We start from the raw sequence: 16318 nt of genomic DNA on the forward strand, positions 1-16318 counted from the left end.
ACTATAGTAGAGGAATGTTACAGTAATATCACAAGTGAAAGTTATACTATTAGTGTATAAAAGAATTAAGTGTATTAATTGATATAAAGAGAGAATAACCTAAAGATACATAACAAGTAGACATTAATTTTGATTTTTAATTTAGAATGTAATAATGGTAGAATAGATTTTTAACGATATTTTATTTGGTAAGTTATTAAAAGGAAATGTAGAAAAAATTTATTAAAAACAGATACGGGGATTTGAATTTTATCATATAAAAGGAGGTTAACCTGTAAAATGAGTAAAGCAGTTATTATAGCAGAAAAACCTTCCGTTGCTAAAAACATTGCTGATGCATTACATATAAAAAAACGAAGTGATGGTTATTATGAGGGAGAAAATTATATTGTAACATGGGCTTTCGGTCATTTACTGCAATTGTATGATGCGAAAGATTATGATGAGAATATGGGAAAGTGGAAAATGGATAATTTTCCTTTCATTCCAAATAAGTTTCAATATAAGGTGAAGAGCAGTCCGAAAAATCGTGATCAAGCCGATAGCGGAGCGAAGAAACAGTTTACTATTATTAAATCATTATTATTTCGGGATGATGTTGATGCTATTATCTCTGCATGTGACTATGATCGTGAAGGACAGGTAATAGGTGATAGTATCATTTATAATATTAAAGCTCCGAAGCAAGTGTATCGCTTATTGTTAAATGAATGGACACCTGATGAGGTTTTGGCTGGACTAGAACAAATTCGTCCTAATACAGAGCTACGTCCATTGCAAGATGCTGGTGTTAGTAGGCAGTGGGCTGACTGGGTTATCGGTATTAATCTAACATCTGTCACAACGTTAAAATATCAAAAAGGTAGAGGTCAAGTTTTAAATATTGGTCGTGTAATTTTACCAACTTTAAAAATAATTTACGATAGAGATAAAGAAATTGAAGCATTTGTGCCAGATAAGTATTTCAAACTAGGGGCCAAGTTTAAGACGGAAAAAGGTGAAGAGTTTGATGCTACTTATATGGAAGGGAAAGAAGAGAAGTTTAAACAGAAGGAAACATTAGACGAAATTCGTAATGCCTTGAAAAATGCACATGGGATTGTAGCGGATAAACAAGTAGAACGTAAAAAAGAGTATCCACCTTATCTTTTTAATTTATCTAATTTACAAGGTCATATTACGAGTAAGTTTAAAGGATGGACTTCCGATAAAGTGTTGAAAGTGGCGCAATCGCTGTATGAAAAGAAATATATTACATACCCGAGAACGGCCAGTACAGCTCTTGAAGAAAGTTTAGTTGATCGTGCGGCAAAAGTGTTAGGTGCTGTAAAACGAGGATTACCGTATGAAGATGAAGTGAAATTCGTAAAAACAAAACGTTTGTTTAATAATGAGAAAGTGGAAAGTCACTCTGCCATTATACCGACATATGTGATTCCTAAATCTTTATCGAGTGATGAACAAATTGTTTATAGTGCTATTAAAAATCGCTTTATTATGCAGTTTATGCCAATCGCTGAGCATGAAGAAACTAGAGTAACTATTAAGATTAGTGATGAGGCAATTAAAGGATTTTTTGCTGCTAAAGGTCGCGTCCAAATTATTGAAGGCTGGCGTCAAGTTGAGAAGATTGAGTCGAAAGATAATATTCTTCCGTTTATGAATCAAAGTGAACAATTAGAAATTCTAAATGCTAAAGTAACATCCCATGAAACAAAACCTCCAAAGCATCATACAGAGAAAACCTTATTGCGTGTTATGGAAACGTGCGGGAAGAATTATGATGATGAAGAAGCTGTATTAAGCGGGTTCAGTATTGGGACACCAGCAACGAGAGCGGAAACAATTAAGAAGTTAAAAGACATCGGCTATATTTTCTCAAAAGATAAAAGTTTACTATGTAGTGATTTAGGTAAGGAAATTGTAGAAACTTTCCCGATTAAAGATCTTTTCGACTTAGAGTTTACAGGAAAGCTAGAGAAAGCTTTATCTGATATGGAGAAGAAAGAAGTAAGTCGAGGTGTGTTTTTAAACTTCATTTTTGATTTTACAAAGAAATCTGTTGAAACTATTAAGAGTGATAAAGACGTTGTCTTGTTACATGCAGCGAAGCCAGAAGTGAAGAAGAATGAATTTCTAGGTAAATGTCCACTTTGTTCAAGTGCCGTTATTGAGGGGCAAAAAGGCTTTGGATGTTCGAATTGGAAGAATGGCTGTAAATATGTGATATGGAAAAATGATAAATATCTTGCTTCTATGAAGAAAAAGCCAACAAAAACAATGGTTAAAGCATTACTTAAAGATGGTAAAGCGTTAGTTAAAGGTTTAACTAGTAAAAAAGGGAATAAGTTTGACGCTATAATGACGTATGAAAAAAATACGGATAACGAATATTTTGGCTGGAAAATGGAGTTTGTTGAGCAAGAGAAGAATAAGAATGAAGGGAAATAATAGAGGGGCGCCTCAAAAGTGATAAAAAATCACTTTCGGGACGCTCTTTTAACATTTTTTAACAATTGCTCCGTTTATTTTTGGGGTGCTACACGCAGGCTAATTAGACTTCTTAAATCCTGAAGCGTTTCATGATTTAAGACGGGAACCATAAGCCATTTTCCTCCTATATACAAATCAGCTTTGTTAAAAATTTCTTGAACAGTAGTTGAACAAAACGGGAGCAATAATTCAGCTTTCTCCATTTCTTTTGCTCCAACGACAACTAAAGCGAGGAAATATCCTTTCATAGGATATAAAGTACAAAGAGATTTACCTCTTTTTTTAAACCTGATATTCCATCCCTTTTGCATAGAACATCCACTGTATTGAAGTTGTGGCGAAATATGATATGTGTCTTGCAAATTATCCATTAATTTTGACCAAAGAGGGTTATTAATGAATGATTCAACTTGTTCAAGTGTAGGTTTACATTCTTGTAAGAATGTGTCTTTCCATTCCAAAATATTTACCACCTTTATAGATTAGTAATGTAATACTTGAAGTCCTTCCATATACAACTACATTCGTTTGGCGTACATGTTACGTTTAAGTGTAATCACAATGAATGTGCATAGTGTGAAACGAAAAGTACAGAATCATAGAAAGTATTGTTCTTGTTTTAAAGTCATGAGAAAATAAATTAGAGTTGACAGGTAGGAATAATTAGCTTTATAGTGTTTATATCAGAAACAATAAAAAATGCTGTTGAAGTGGAAGAGATGTTATCAATTGTATACTCGGCTGATCGGACGACCGAAGGCTCTAAGTTAGGAAATTAGCAAAATACTAATTTCTTGATTTAGAGCCTTTTTCTATTGCTATATAGAGAATTTGGAAAAGTCGGTTATAAACAAAGTATTAGGGGGGATTTAGGTGAGAAAGGCGAAGTTTTTTTTAGTTATCACATTATTGATTGGTGTATTAGTAGGATGTGGTTCGAAAAGTTCATCAGGAGAACAAACAAAAGAAGAAACAGAGAAAAAAGAAAATGTTGAATTATTGAATGTTTCTTATGACCCAACACGTGAGCTATATCAAGCGTTTAATAAGGAGTTTGCTGATTATTGGAAAAAGGAGAAAGGTCAAACAGTTACTTTTCAGCAATCTCATGGTGGTTCGGGTAAACAAGGTAGAGCTGTTATTGATGGACTAGAAGCTGACGTGGTTACATTAGCACTTGCCTATGATATCGACGCGATTGCAAAGGCTAAAGGGAAATTGATTGCAAAGGATTGGCAAAGTGAATTTCCGAATAATTCGACGCCTTATACGTCAACGATTGTTTTTTTAGTTAAAAAGGGAAACCCAAAGAAAATTAATGATTGGGATGATTTAATTCGTAAAGATGTTTCGGTTATCACGCCTAATCCAAAGACATCAGGTGGAGCACGATGGAATTACCTAGCAGCTTGGGCATATGCAGAGAAGAAGTATAACAAAGATGAAAAGAAAGTGAAGGATTTTGTAAGAAAACTATATAAGAACGTTGAAGTGTTAGATTCAGGAGCGAGAGGGGCAACAACAACGTTCGTTGAGCGTGGAATTGGCGATGTGTTACTTGCTTGGGAGAATGAAGCTTTTTTAACGTTAGATGAATTGGGTAAGGATAAATTTGAAATTGTGGCACCTTCAATCAGTATTTTAGCAGAACCACCAGTGGCTATTGTAGATAAGGTAGTTGATAAAAAAGGTACGAGAGAGGTAGCAGAAGCATACCTAAATTATTTGTATTCTGATAAAGGTCAAGAAATCGCTACTAAAAACTATTATCGTCCAAGAAATGAAGAAATTCTAAAAAAATATGATAACCTCTTTCCAAAAATTGATTTAGTAAATATTGATCAAGATTTTGGTGGTTGGAAGAAAGCTCAAGAAACACATTTTAATGATGGTGGTACATTCGATCAAATTTATCAGCCATAATGTTATCCTTTCAACTTCAAAGCTATATGAGTTAGGAGTTGGAAGTTTGTTAGTTGAGCATACTTGTGCTTTTTCATGAAGGAGTGGATTATGAGTTATGAAAACGAAGAGAAAGGCAGTATTACCGGGTTTTGGATTGACAATGGGATTAACTATTTTGTATTTAGGTGTCTTAGTATTAATTCCATTATCTATGGTCTTTCTGAATTCGATGTCTTTAGGGTTCAGTGGTTTCTGGGAAACTGTTACGAATGCTAGAGCGATTGCTTCATATAAATTGAGCTTTGGCACAGCTTTTATTGCAGCTTGTATAAATGGTGTATTTGGTATATTGATTGCTTGGGTATTAACGCGTTATCAATTTCCAGGGAAGAAAATTATTGATAGTTTAGTTGATTTACCTTTTGCCTTACCAACAGCAGTTGCAGGTATAGCCTTAACTACGTTATATTCAACAAATGGTTGGATTGGCCAATTTTTTTCTTTTAAAATCGCATTTACACCAATTGGGATAATGGTTGCACTTGTTTTTATCGGCTTGCCCTTTGTTGTGCGCATGGTACAGCCCGTTTTAGCGAATATCGAAAAAGAATTGGAAGAGGTGTCTTCCATATTAGGAGCAAGTCGTTGGCAAACCTTCTGTAAGGTGATTTTTCCTGAACTCATTCCAGCCGTTTTAACGGGTTTTGCTTTATCATTTGCTCGCTCTTTAGGAGAATATGGTTCAGTTGTCTTCATTTCAGGTAATACGCCTTACAAAACGGAAATTACGCCATTAATTATTATGACTAAGCTTGAGCAATATGATTATGTTGGAGCAACTGCTATTGCTGCAGTGATGCTCGTTTTTACGTTTATTATTCTTCTATTTATAAATGTTCTGCAATGGTGGTCGAATAGAAGATATATTCAGCAATAAGAAGGAGGGCTAGTAAATGGAGCTTGAACTTAATGCAAAGACAAAAGAGGATACGAAGCCTGCTCCCATTCCTAACACAACGGAACCTTTATATATACGAGTAATATTAATCGCTATTGTCTTACTCTTTCTTTCGTTGTTTTTGTTATTACCATTGATCGCGATTTTTGTGAAAGCTTTTGAAAAAGGAGCGGATGTTTACTTTGCAGCGATTACTCATCCTGATGCTTTATCTGCAATAAAACTGACTCTTCTCGTTGTACTAATTGCAGTACCGATTAATGCTATCTTTGGAGTAGCTGCAGCTTGGGCTATCTCAAAATATAAATTTAAAGGGAAAAATGTATTAATTACCTTAATTGATTTACCTTTTGCTGTATCTCCTGTTATAGCGGGCTTAATTTTTATTCTTTTATTTGGTGCGAATAGTTGGTTGGGTCCTTGGTTAGCAGAACATGACTTGAAAATCATATTTGCTGTTCCGGGTATAGTGATTGCCACGTTATTTGTGACATTTCCTTTTGTGGCTAGAGAATTGATACCTTTGATGCAAAATCAAGGTTCATCAGAAGAGGAGGCCTCCGTCGTACTTGGAGCAAGTGGGTTACAAACTTTTCTGCGCATTACACTACCGAATATTAAGTGGGGATTGTTGTACGGTATTATTTTGTGTAATGCGAGAGCAATAGGCGAGTTTGGTGCAGTTTCTGTTGTGTCAGGGCATATAAGAGGTTTAACGAATACAATGCCTCTTCATATAGAAATTCTTTATAACGAGTACCAGTTTGCAGCAGCATTTGCGGTCGCATCTCTCATGTCTGTAGTCGCGATTATCACGTTAATCATTAAAAACTTCTTAGAATGGAAAGGGAAGTATCGTTCATCTAAGGTAGGATAAAAAGGAGCATTGGTTATGGGAATAACAATTAATAATATTGCTAAGTCCTTTGGAAGTACAAAGATTCTTCATGATATTGATTTAGAAATCAAAAGTGGAGAATTAGTTGCTTTATTAGGACCATCTGGTTCTGGAAAAACGTCATTATTACGGATTATTGCAGGTTTAGAACATCCTGATTCAGGTCAGGTGCTATTTAATCAACAGGATTTTACTAACACACATGTTGGTAAGCGAAAGGTTGGATTTGTTTTTCAACATTATGCATTGTTTCGTAATATGACTATTTTTGAAAATGTCGCTTATGGTTTAAAGGTACGTCCAAAAAAACTAAGACCATCAAAGGAGGAAATTAAAGAAAAGGTCCTTGAATTGCTTCAGTTAGTGAAGTTAGAGAATTTTGCAGATCGTTATCCGAATCAATTGTCTGGAGGTCAACGACAACGTGTTGCACTTGCTAGGTCGTTAGCAGTAGAGCCTGAGGTATTATTATTAGATGAACCTTTTGGTGCACTTGATGCAAAGGTGCGAAAAGAACTCCGTCGTTGGTTAAGGCATTTGCATAATGATTTTCAGATTACGAGCGTATTTGTAACACATGATCAAGAGGAAGCGTTAGATGTTGCAGATCGCATAGTGATCATGAACAATGGGAGAATCGAACAGATTGGAACACCTGAGGAAGTGTATAATGAACCTGTTAACCCCTTCGTATATGACTTTTTAGGGAGTGCCAATGTGTTTTCTGGTAAAGTGCGTGATGGGCATTTACAAACAGGTAATTACCAATTAGAAATACCTGAACCTCATGATGTAACAGATGGGGAAGGGCTTGGTTATACACGGCCACATCACTTCAGTATTGAAAAGGTAGCATCTGATGAGACATCGATTGCATCGACTGTCGAACATATCCATGCTGTTGGTCCAATCGTTCGTATCGAATTGAAAAGAAATGACACGGGAGAATTTATTGAATTGGAATTATCAAAAGAAAGTATCGAAGAACTTGATGTACGAGTTGGCGATGCGATATTTGTTAAGCCAAAGGAATTAAAGGTGTTTATGGATTTTGTTATATAGATAAATACAATCCCTAATAAATAGCTATTAGAACGAGTAAATGTGATAAAATGTGTTTAATAGCTGATTTATTTGGGTTGTTTTTAGAATTATCAGAAATTTTATTTGATAGTCTGATAATTTGGTGGTAATTTTATAGTAATACTTTTTAATAAATCTAAATTAATAAAAAGTATTGGGGAGTACATATAGGTATTAGCTATTTAAAATTGCGTGTTCGGTGACTTTCATATATGCATACTTGTTTTAGTTTGATACAAAGGGGGGAATATATGAAACAGGGGATATTTACTCATGCATTTGACATCTTCATAGAAAACAATGATGTATATATGTATTGGGAGACCCTACACGGACGTAGTAATATTGAAAATATGTTCCAACTTGAATTGACTAATTATTGTGTTAGTTCCAGAAAGAATGCTAACAAAGCTTACTAGTTTCATATGCTATGTTAATCTGTTTTCTAAAAATTTCATATAAAAGGAGCAATTATTATGACATTTGTTATTACATCTCCATGTATTGGAGAAAAAGCTGCGGATTGTGTAACAGTTTGCCCTGTAGATTGTATTGTTGAGGGAGAAGAGCAATTCTTTATTGATCCTTCTGTTTGTATCGAATGTGGGGCTTGTGAAACAGCTTGTCCTGTTGAAGCAATATTCCATGTTGATGAACTGAGTGACGAAGACCAAGTTTATTTAGATAAAGCGAAAGAATTTTTTGCTTAATCATTTCATATGAAAGAGGGTGCCCGAGATGGGGGCACCCTCTTTCTATTTAAATCAAGACAATTTCATTTGATATTTCCTCTATCCTAAGGTAGAGTGCTCCAATCCATATGGAGCTATACAGAGGTCGCTTCCGCTTTTCTTAGTTATTCGCGAAAAGTTTTGTGTGTAGGAATAATAAATCCATTGCAAGATTGTTGATGCGGTGCTTAACATCTTCATCAACAATTTCATTGTCTTTATTAAAGTTACTGCTATGAACAAATACGCTACTTGCAGCGATATTGGCTTTGAAGAATGAAAGAATTGGCTTTAATTGATTATCAGCTACTAAGAAGTGCTTGTCTGATCCACCAGTTGTGATAACACCAACAACTTTAGATTGAAGTGCGGTTGTTGGTAAGTGATCGAATAGATTTTTCAGAGCACCAGTAATAGATGCTTGATAAATAGGTGTTCCGATTACATAAAGATCAGCTTCTAAAATTTTGTTGATAACTGTTTGCGTGTCTTGGTTATAGGCTTCGAATGGTTTACCTACTACAAATTCTACATCGTAATTTCGTAAATCAATTAATTCAATTTCAATACTTGGGTCAAGTCTTTTTGCTGCTTGTAGCACTTCGTTAACAGCGATTGCTGGTTTTGCTCCAATAAGTGCTCCTGAAATACCTACTAGTTTCAAGAAAATCTCCTCCTACTAAATATAAACGGGTTATTTAAAATGTATTATCATTGCTGTTTATCATATATTAGAATGCGTTTCACTCAATAGTTATATTTTTGAAAAATATAGATGGTTTTTTATTTAAGAATATTTTTGAAACGTCTTATCTCTATTTGCTACCACCTGAATTATACATGGTTATGAAGTTCTTGTCAGTTTAGGAAACTTTATCACTATAAAAAACGTTAGAATTCACTTAACTTGCATTATTAAAAATAAACACTTACTATTTTTAATGTGTGTTTTAAAATATTTCGATAATTAAAGTCGTTAAGAATAGTTTCTTCGATTGTAATAATAAGTTAAGAGCAAAGGGGTTATTATGCATGATAGAATCAAAAGCATATAGAGTATTACTTTATTATTTATATGTGCCTATAGAAAATCCAGAGGAATTTGCAGCACAGCATCTTGCTTTTTGTAAAGAAATCGGATTAAAGGGTAGAATTTTGGCGGGGTTAGAAGGTATTAATGGTACAGTCTCTGGTACTATTGAACAAACAAATCAATACATGGAAGCAATGAAAAGTAATCCATTATTCAGTGATATCGTCTTTAAAATTGATGAAGCAGATGGTCATGCTTTTAAAAAGATGCATGTTCGTCCAAGAAAAGAAATTGTGTCTCTACGTTTAGAGGATGATATAAATCCGCATGAAATCACAGGTGAATATTTAAGCCCTGTAGAGTTTTTTGAGGCTATGAAGAAAGAAGATACTGTGATTATTGATGCGAGAAATGATTATGAATTTGATTTAGGACACTTTAAAGGAGCGGTTCGACCTGATATTAGAAACTTCCGTGACCTACCTCAATGGATGCGTGAAAATAAACAGATGTTTGAAAACAAAAAGATTTTAACGTACTGCACGGGTGGTATTCGCTGTGAGAAATTCTCTGGCTGGTTAGTAAGAGAAGGTTATGAAGATGTTTCTCAGCTTCATGGTGGAATTGCTACATATGGTAAAGACCCAGTTGTTCAAGGTGAGAATTGGGACGGTATGATGTATGTATTCGATGAGCGTATTAGTGTCCCTATTAATCAGAAGGAGCATGTAATCGTGGGTCGCGATCATTTCACAAATGAGCCTTGTGAGCGTTATGTGAACTGTGCAAATCCTGAGTGTAATAAACAAATTATATGTTCAGAAGAGAATGAACATAAGTATTTACGAGGGTGTACTCCGGAATGTAGCGCACACGCTCGAAATCGATATGTGGTTGAATACAATCTTTCTGAAGTAGAAGTGAATGAAAGATTAAGTAGAATTAATTTATAGTAGCAACAGTTAAGCCGTTCTATCATCGTTATTAGGACGGCTTTTTTATGTAACATATCATTCCTTGAGAAAAATGCAAAAATATAGTAGAATTTTAATGATATGCTTTAAACGGGGAGGATACATGATGGCAACACCAAGTATGGAAGATTATATAGAACAAATATATATTTTAATTGAAGAAAAAGGATACGCTAGAGTATCAGATATTGCAGAAAATTTGAGTGTTCATCCATCCTCAGTTACTAAAATGGTTCAAAAGCTAGACCAAGAAGATTATTTGATATATGAGAAATATAGAGGACTAATTTTAACTACTAAAGGGAAAAAGGTTGGAAGACGGTTAGTATATCGTCATGAATTATTAGAAAACCTATTACGCATAATCGGAGTAAAAGAAGAAAATATTTATCATGATGTTGAAGGTATTGAACATCATTTGAGCTGGAACGCAATAGATCGAGTTGGTGATTTAGTTTATTATTTTGAAGAAGATCCAAAGCGCATAGAAGCATTAAGAAATGTTCAAAAAACAAATGAACATCCAAGTGAATAATTGAAAAAAGGTAACTTGAAATCGTTGACATGAATGATTTCAAGTTACCTTTTTTGTTGGATGCTTATTCTAAAGGGAGTTATTAATATATAGATTGTAATATTATGGTTTATACTGTATACAGGGGTTATATAGTTTTTATTGAGTAAAATACGAATAGGGTGGGGAAATAATGAATTGGCATGAACAAGCAGAAGTGAAATGGGATTCTTTTGCACAAAATTGGGCTAGTAACTCAAGGGAAATGTGGGAGGGAGGAAGTAGGAAAGATATTATTCCATTTTTCTTATCACATGTACCGAAGGGAAGTCATGTATGTGATTTAGGTTGTGGAGATGGTTATGGTTCCATGATGCTTTTAGCTAATGGCTATCGGACAGTTGGTCTTGATCTATCGAAAGAAATGATTGAGACTGCGAAGGGTCGTATACAAGATAAAAATATTCGATTTATACAAGGGGACATTGCTAAATTACCATTTGATAATGAAGAATTTGATGCTATTATGGCTATTAATTCAATTGAGTGGACAGAAAATCCCTTGGATGCACTTAATGAAATGAAACGTGTTGTTAAACAAGATGGCTATGCTTGTTTTGGTATTCTTGGTCCAACTGCAGGTCCACGTAAAATACATAGCTTCAATAGACTTTATGGTGAAAAAGTTATTATGAATAGTATGCTACCATGGGAGTTCGAAAGAATTGCAGTGGAAAATGGTTGGAATCTTATCGCAGAACATTGGGTAGAAAAGAAAGAAGCTAGACAACAAATGTTACCGAGTATGTCTAAAGAATTACAGCAATCTGTATCGTTTATGTGGTTATTTATGTTACAGAAAAAATGATACGTTACTTAAGAAAAGCGCAAGCGCCCGTTTAGCGACGTATAGATTGGAGCACTTCGACTTATCGTAGGGAGCTGGGCGAAATCTATACGTCGCTGGGCACTGGAGCTAGACACCGTACAAATTTATATACTTTCTTTATCTTTTAATACTGTGGTTATTTTATACAATGAAGTCAAATGTTAAAATCGGTATCTCGGATACCAATCACCACTGTAGGGATGGTACCAGCTTTGATATGGATACCATGGATACCATGAACTACTTGGGAGCCATCCACCACCTGGTGACCACCCCCCTGATGGAAATCCTCCTCCTCCAATATGACCAACAGGACCTCCATCTACGTGACCGACACTGACAACATGACCACCACCAACGGGGTCAGGGGGACGTACCATCCAATTATTATTGTCGGATGTATCATATTGTTGATTATAGATGTGAGTATTATCGTAATAATCGTATGGATTCATTCGTATCACAACCTACTCATATTTTATTTGTACAATTACAAATTATGAGCATGATGAACAATCGGAAACTTGTTCAACATCAACAGATTTCGTAAAATACAAAAAAGCTACCCATCTTTTAGAAAAAAGGTAGGTAGCTAACGGATTAGAATGTTTTATTCTAATTTTCTACGAGACATGTTCGCCTAAGATGTAGTGAATAGTGATGTTAAATATGAATGATGTCGCGTATCTTACTCTTTCAATCCCATTGGAATGGAGTTTCTTGGTAAACATAATAGTTTAACCAATTTGAGAATAATAAATTACCGTGACTTCTCCATTTGTGTGGAGGTTTGTTACCCGGGTTGTCCTTAGGGAAATAGTTTTCAGGAACATCTATGTCAATACCCTTTTGAATATCTCTTTCATATTCTTGTGAAAGTGTTTCAGATTCATATTCAGGGTGCCCTGTAACCATAATATGTCTACCATCTTTTGAACCGACTAAGTATACTCCTGCATCATCTGAAGTGGCCATAACAATCAATTCAGGATGATTATTGATTGCCTCTAAGCTAACATCTGTATATCTAGAATGAGGAGCATAAAACTCATCATCAAATCCACGAACTAGCTTTTCGCTACAAGTTAATAAATTATGTTGATATACGCCATTACATTTCTTTGGTAGTTCGAATTTATCAATTCCATAATGATGGAATAATGCTGCTTGAGCACCCCAACAAATATGTAATGTAGAAGTTACATTGCGACTTGACCAATCCATGATTTTACTTAATTCTGCCCAATAATTTACATCTGTGAAGGAAAGCTTCTCAACAGGTGCTCCTGTCACAATCATTCCGTCAAATTTGCGATGTTTCACTTCATCAAAGCACAGGTAGAATTGATCTAAATGATATTTACTTGTATTTTTTGACTCATGTGTTTTCATCTTTAAGAATGAAATATTTACTTGTAAAGGTGTATTTCCTAACAAGCGTAGTAATTGTGCTTCAGTTTTTTCTTTTTCCGGCATTAGGTTTACAATTAATATATTTAATGGGCGAATATCTTGAGTATTCGCACGATCATCATCCATTACGAAAATATTTTCACTTTCTAATATATCTTTTGCAGGTAGTTGACTTGGTATTTTTATTGGCATTAATAAGCCTCCTTTTTCCAGTTGTTGTTTATACATTTATAGCCATTATAAAGAAATAGAATAGATACATACAACAGTAAAGTTTGATTTTTTGGAATATTTAATTCATTTAATTGTAAATGATTGAGTAGAGTTTTCCTAGGATAGTCATGTTACAATCGTAATAAAAAAAGTGAAATTGTTTGGGAGGCTAATAATGAGTACATCAGTTGAGAAAACAATTAAGAGTGATTTAGACATAGCAAAGAATGCGTCAATGAAGCATATACAAGAAATTGCAGAAGCATTACATTTATCAGATGAAGCATATGATGCATATGGAAAATATAAAGCGAAAGTTTCTTTAGATGTTTTAAAACAGCCTAATCAAACAAAAAATGGAAAACTTATTTTGGTAACAGCGATTAGTCCAACGAGTGCAGGTGAAGGAAAATCAACCGTTACGGTTGGACTTGGAGATGCTTTGAAGAAATTGGGCAAAAATGCCGTTATTGCTATGAGAGAGCCTTCTTTAGGACCAGTTATGGGTGTGAAAGGTGGAGCATGTGGTGGTGGATATGCGCAAGTTCTTCCTATGGATGATATCAATTTGCATTTTACTGGTGATATACATGCTATTACAACTGCTCATAATGCACTTTCTGCTTTAATCGATAATCATATTCATCAGGGGAATGCACTGAATATTGATCCTCGTCGAATTATTTGGAAACGTGTGTTAGATATGAATGATCGTGCACTGCGAAATGTGGTAATTGGTTTAGGAGGACCTGTTCAAGGTGTTCCACGTGAAGATGGATTTGATATTACAGTTGCTTCAGAAATTATGGCAATTCTATGCTTAGCAGAAGATGAGAAAGATTTAAAAAGAAGATTAGCTAAGGTTGTAATAGGATATACATATAAACGAGAACCAATTACAGTGGAGCAATTACAAGTTGAAGGTGCTCTAACATTATTATTGAAAGATGCAATTAAGCCAAATTTAGTACAAACAATTGAGCATACACCAGCATTTGTTCATGGCGGTCCATTTGCTAATATTGCGCATGGCTGTAATAGTGTAATCGCTACGAAGATGGCGTTAAAGCTAGGGGATTATGTTGTTACAGAAGCTGGTTTTGGTGCCGATTTAGGTGCGGAAAAGTTTTTACATATTAAATCGAGAAGTGCTGGTATTCAACCAGATGCCGTAGTGATTGTAGCTACGATTCGTGCATTGAAAATGCATGGTGGCGAACCGAAAAATGAGTTAGCTATTGAAAATGTAGAAGCTTTACAAAAAGGTTTTGAAAATTTAAAGAAACATTGTGAGAACATGGCTTCTTTTGGTTTACCATTTGTAGTAGCATTAAATCGTTTTGTTACCGATAGCGATGCGGAATTAGCAACATTTGCTGAATTGTGTGCAGAGCAAAACATCCCTTACGAATTAACAGAAGTATGGGGCAAAGGTGGCGATGGTGGCGTTAACCTAGCTAAAAAATTACTTACAGTGATTGAAAACAATGATTTAGAATTTTCATTTTTATATGATGTGAGTGATACAATTCCAAATAAAATTCGTATGGTTGCTCAAAAAATATATGGAGCGAAAGACGTAGACTTTTCTTCAAAAGCACAGAAACAAATGCAGGAAATTGAAAAGAATGGCTGGAGTCATTTACCGATTTGTATTGCGAAAACACAATACTCTTTCTCTGATGATCCATCTAAGTTAGGAAGACCAACTGACTTTACCATTACGGTAAGAGAGTTAAAGCCATCTGTAGGAGCTGGGTTTATTGTAGCATTAACTGGCGATGTTATGACAATGCCAGGTCTTCCGAAAGCTCCAGCTGCCCTACAAATGGATGTTGATGATAATGGGGAAGCTATTGGTTTATTTTAAGTGAGGTTATAGAATGTCTCATCCAACAGCATATGAAAATTTTAAAGTAATAATAGAGGGCTCTGTGTATGATTATGATTTAACAGGTGATATTGTTGTTGTAAATCGTTCAGAGATTATCGATTTATCTACATTAGCTCGCAGATACGAGATCCAGTTTGTGCTACCCAATTGTGATTATATTATTGGTAGCATTATTGTGGATGCTTCTTTGGCACATCTGGCCGAGGAATTGTTATTGAATAATGAGGATCATGCAGCAGCCAATATTGAAATGCATTTTCTATTTAAAACAAAACAATCTCAGACAATAGAAAGTATCAAATCTGTAACTGATTGTTTATTTAACGTATGGGGAAGAGATCGCTTTATTGAAACATTTTCTACTGAGGAATATCATAATGGTGAGTATAAAAGTTCTTCTCAAAAGATAGTTGTCTCGTTTAACCGGGTAGTAACTGAGAATCAAGCTGATGATTTATATGAATTGGTGAATTATGTTATTACTTCATTAGAAGAAATGCAAAAACAAGGTATACCCTTTGTAAAATAGTACTTTGTTTTTCAGTTAGCTTGAGTGAATAAAGGGGTGATTAAGATGACCGTATACGATTATAATGCAACGTTAATCAACGGAAAAGAAATTTCGTTAAAGCAGTTTGCTGGAAAGGTATTGCTTATTGTAAATACTGCTAGTAAATGCGGTTTTACTCCTCAATATGAGCAGCTACAAACGATTTATGAGCGTTATAAGAATGATGGATTCCTTGTCTTAGGGTTTCCTTGTAATCAATTTATGACCCAAGAACCAGGAGATGAGCTAGAAATAGATAGTTTTTGTCGCCTTAATTATGGGGTTACTTTCCCGATGTTTGCTAAAGTGAACGTGTTTGGTGAAGATGCACACCCGTTATTTAAGTATTTGGCTCATGAAGCACCAGGTATGATGGGGCTAAAAGGGATAAAGTGGAATTTTACTAAGTTTTTAATCAATCGAGATGGGAAGGTTGTAGCTCGATTTTCCCCAAAAACGAAGCCTTTTGATATTGAAAAAGAAATAACAAAATTATTATAGAATTTCTGTATAAGAACTGAACTATCTGGAAAAGATAAAGATGAACTATTTAAAAGAGGCTTTCTTGCAAGTCGTTTAATAAACGATTGGGTGAGAGAGTCTTTTTTATTTTCATAGAAAAGGGACCGCCGATTTTTCTTTAGTTGTTGTCTTTCTCAATGAAATATATAATGGGAAAAGTAAGCTAAATATTTCAATTGATAAATATTCATTATGGCTTGATAAATAACGTATATAGATAAAATTTATTTTTGATCCAGTTGATGTAA

At 34.6% G+C, this 16318-nt stretch carries 16 protein-coding genes; 12 read left to right on the forward strand and 4 right to left on the reverse strand.

Going from position 1 to position 16318, the window contains the following annotated elements; translation table 11 throughout:
- Window positions 1-279: 279 nt before the first annotated feature.
- Entirely contained in the window at window positions 280-2451 is a 2172-nt protein-coding gene (locus TX86_RS04365) for a type IA DNA topoisomerase (RefSeq protein WP_042346581.1), read from the forward strand.
- Between the two features lie 74 nt (window positions 2452-2525).
- Here the strand turns inward: TX86_RS04365 and TX86_RS04370 are convergent, their stop codons facing one another.
- Window positions 2526-2954, reverse strand: coding sequence for a DUF3788 domain-containing protein (locus TX86_RS04370; RefSeq protein WP_042346583.1), 429 nt, complete (start codon window positions 2952-2954; stop codon window positions 2526-2528).
- Between the two features lie 412 nt (window positions 2955-3366).
- Here TX86_RS04370 and TX86_RS04375 point away from each other — a divergent pair, with 412 nt between their 5' ends.
- The 5 genes from TX86_RS04375 to TX86_RS04395 all read left to right on the forward strand — a co-directional run bounded on the left by TX86_RS04375 (window position 3367) and on the right by TX86_RS04395 (window position 8047).
- Entirely contained in the window at window positions 3367-4416 is a 1050-nt protein-coding gene (locus TX86_RS04375; protein ID WP_042346586.1) for a sulfate ABC transporter substrate-binding protein, read from the forward strand.
- A gap of 97 nt (window positions 4417-4513) precedes the next feature.
- Window positions 4514-5335, forward strand: coding sequence for a sulfate ABC transporter permease subunit CysT (gene cysT / locus TX86_RS04380; protein ID WP_042346587.1), 822 nt, complete (start codon window positions 4514-4516; stop codon window positions 5333-5335).
- Window positions 5336-5351: 16 nt separating this feature from the next.
- Window positions 5352-6233: a sulfate ABC transporter permease subunit CysW gene (cysW, locus tag TX86_RS04385; RefSeq protein WP_042346588.1), complete on the forward strand. Its 882-nt coding sequence runs from the start codon at window positions 5352-5354 to the stop codon at window positions 6231-6233.
- Window positions 6234-6248: 15 nt separating this feature from the next.
- Window positions 6249-7316 (forward strand): sulfate/molybdate ABC transporter ATP-binding protein, encoded by a 1068-nt coding sequence (locus TX86_RS04390; protein ID WP_042346589.1) that lies wholly within the window; start codon window positions 6249-6251, stop codon window positions 7314-7316.
- A gap of 497 nt (window positions 7317-7813) precedes the next feature.
- A complete protein-coding gene (locus tag TX86_RS04395; RefSeq protein WP_195892859.1) occupies window positions 7814-8047 on the forward strand; it encodes a ferredoxin family protein in 234 nt (77 codons plus the stop codon).
- 142 nt (window positions 8048-8189) lie between these two features.
- Here TX86_RS04395 and TX86_RS04400 read toward each other — a convergent pair whose 3' ends face one another.
- Complete coding sequence (locus tag TX86_RS04400) at window positions 8190-8732, reverse strand: NADPH-dependent FMN reductase (RefSeq protein WP_042346594.1); 543 nt, start codon at window positions 8730-8732, stop codon at window positions 8190-8192.
- A gap of 368 nt (window positions 8733-9100) precedes the next feature.
- On the opposite strand from TX86_RS04400, the gene trhO reads away from it, so the two are divergent.
- The 3 genes from trhO (at window position 9101) to TX86_RS04415 (ending at window position 11457) form a co-directional block, all read left to right on the forward strand.
- Window positions 9101-10054, forward strand: coding sequence for an oxygen-dependent tRNA uridine(34) hydroxylase TrhO (gene trhO, locus TX86_RS04405; RefSeq protein ID WP_042346596.1), 954 nt, complete (start codon window positions 9101-9103; stop codon window positions 10052-10054).
- Window positions 10055-10181: 127 nt separating this feature from the next.
- A complete protein-coding gene (mntR, locus tag TX86_RS04410; protein ID WP_042346597.1) occupies window positions 10182-10610 on the forward strand; it encodes a transcriptional regulator MntR in 429 nt (142 codons plus the stop codon).
- A 172-nt stretch (window positions 10611-10782) separates the two neighbouring features.
- Window positions 10783-11457: a class I SAM-dependent methyltransferase gene (locus TX86_RS04415; protein WP_042346599.1), complete on the forward strand. Its 675-nt coding sequence runs from the start codon at window positions 10783-10785 to the stop codon at window positions 11455-11457.
- Window positions 11458-11639: 182 nt separating this feature from the next.
- Here TX86_RS04415 and TX86_RS04420 read toward each other — a convergent pair whose 3' ends face one another.
- Entirely contained in the window at window positions 11640-11933 is a 294-nt protein-coding gene (locus tag TX86_RS04420; RefSeq protein WP_042346600.1) for a hypothetical protein, read from the reverse strand.
- A 241-nt stretch (window positions 11934-12174) separates the two neighbouring features.
- Entirely contained in the window at window positions 12175-13083 is a 909-nt protein-coding gene (gene metA / locus TX86_RS04425) for a homoserine O-acetyltransferase MetA (RefSeq protein WP_042346602.1), read from the reverse strand.
- Window positions 13084-13279: 196 nt separating this feature from the next.
- Between metA and TX86_RS04430 the strand changes: the two genes are divergently transcribed.
- Genes TX86_RS04430 through TX86_RS04440 form a run of 3 tightly spaced genes read left to right on the forward strand, consistent with a single transcriptional unit; the run spans window position 13280 to window position 16049 of the window.
- Window positions 13280-14974: a formate--tetrahydrofolate ligase gene (locus TX86_RS04430; RefSeq protein WP_042346604.1), complete on the forward strand. Its 1695-nt coding sequence runs from the start codon at window positions 13280-13282 to the stop codon at window positions 14972-14974.
- A gap of 13 nt (window positions 14975-14987) precedes the next feature.
- Window positions 14988-15527, forward strand: coding sequence for a hypothetical protein (locus TX86_RS04435; protein ID WP_042346606.1), 540 nt, complete (start codon window positions 14988-14990; stop codon window positions 15525-15527).
- Window positions 15528-15572: 45 nt separating this feature from the next.
- The gene (locus TX86_RS04440) at window positions 15573-16049 is read left to right on the forward strand and encodes a glutathione peroxidase (RefSeq protein ID WP_042346614.1); all 477 of its coding nucleotides are present in this window, start codon (window positions 15573-15575) and stop codon (window positions 16047-16049) included.
- The last annotated feature ends 269 nt before the right edge of the window (window positions 16050-16318 follow it).

The sequence above is a fragment of the Bacillus massiliigorillae genome (genome assembly GCF_000380245.2).
Lineage (GTDB): Bacteria > Bacillota > Bacilli > Bacillales > DSM-1321 > Bacillus_AD > Bacillus_AD massiliigorillae.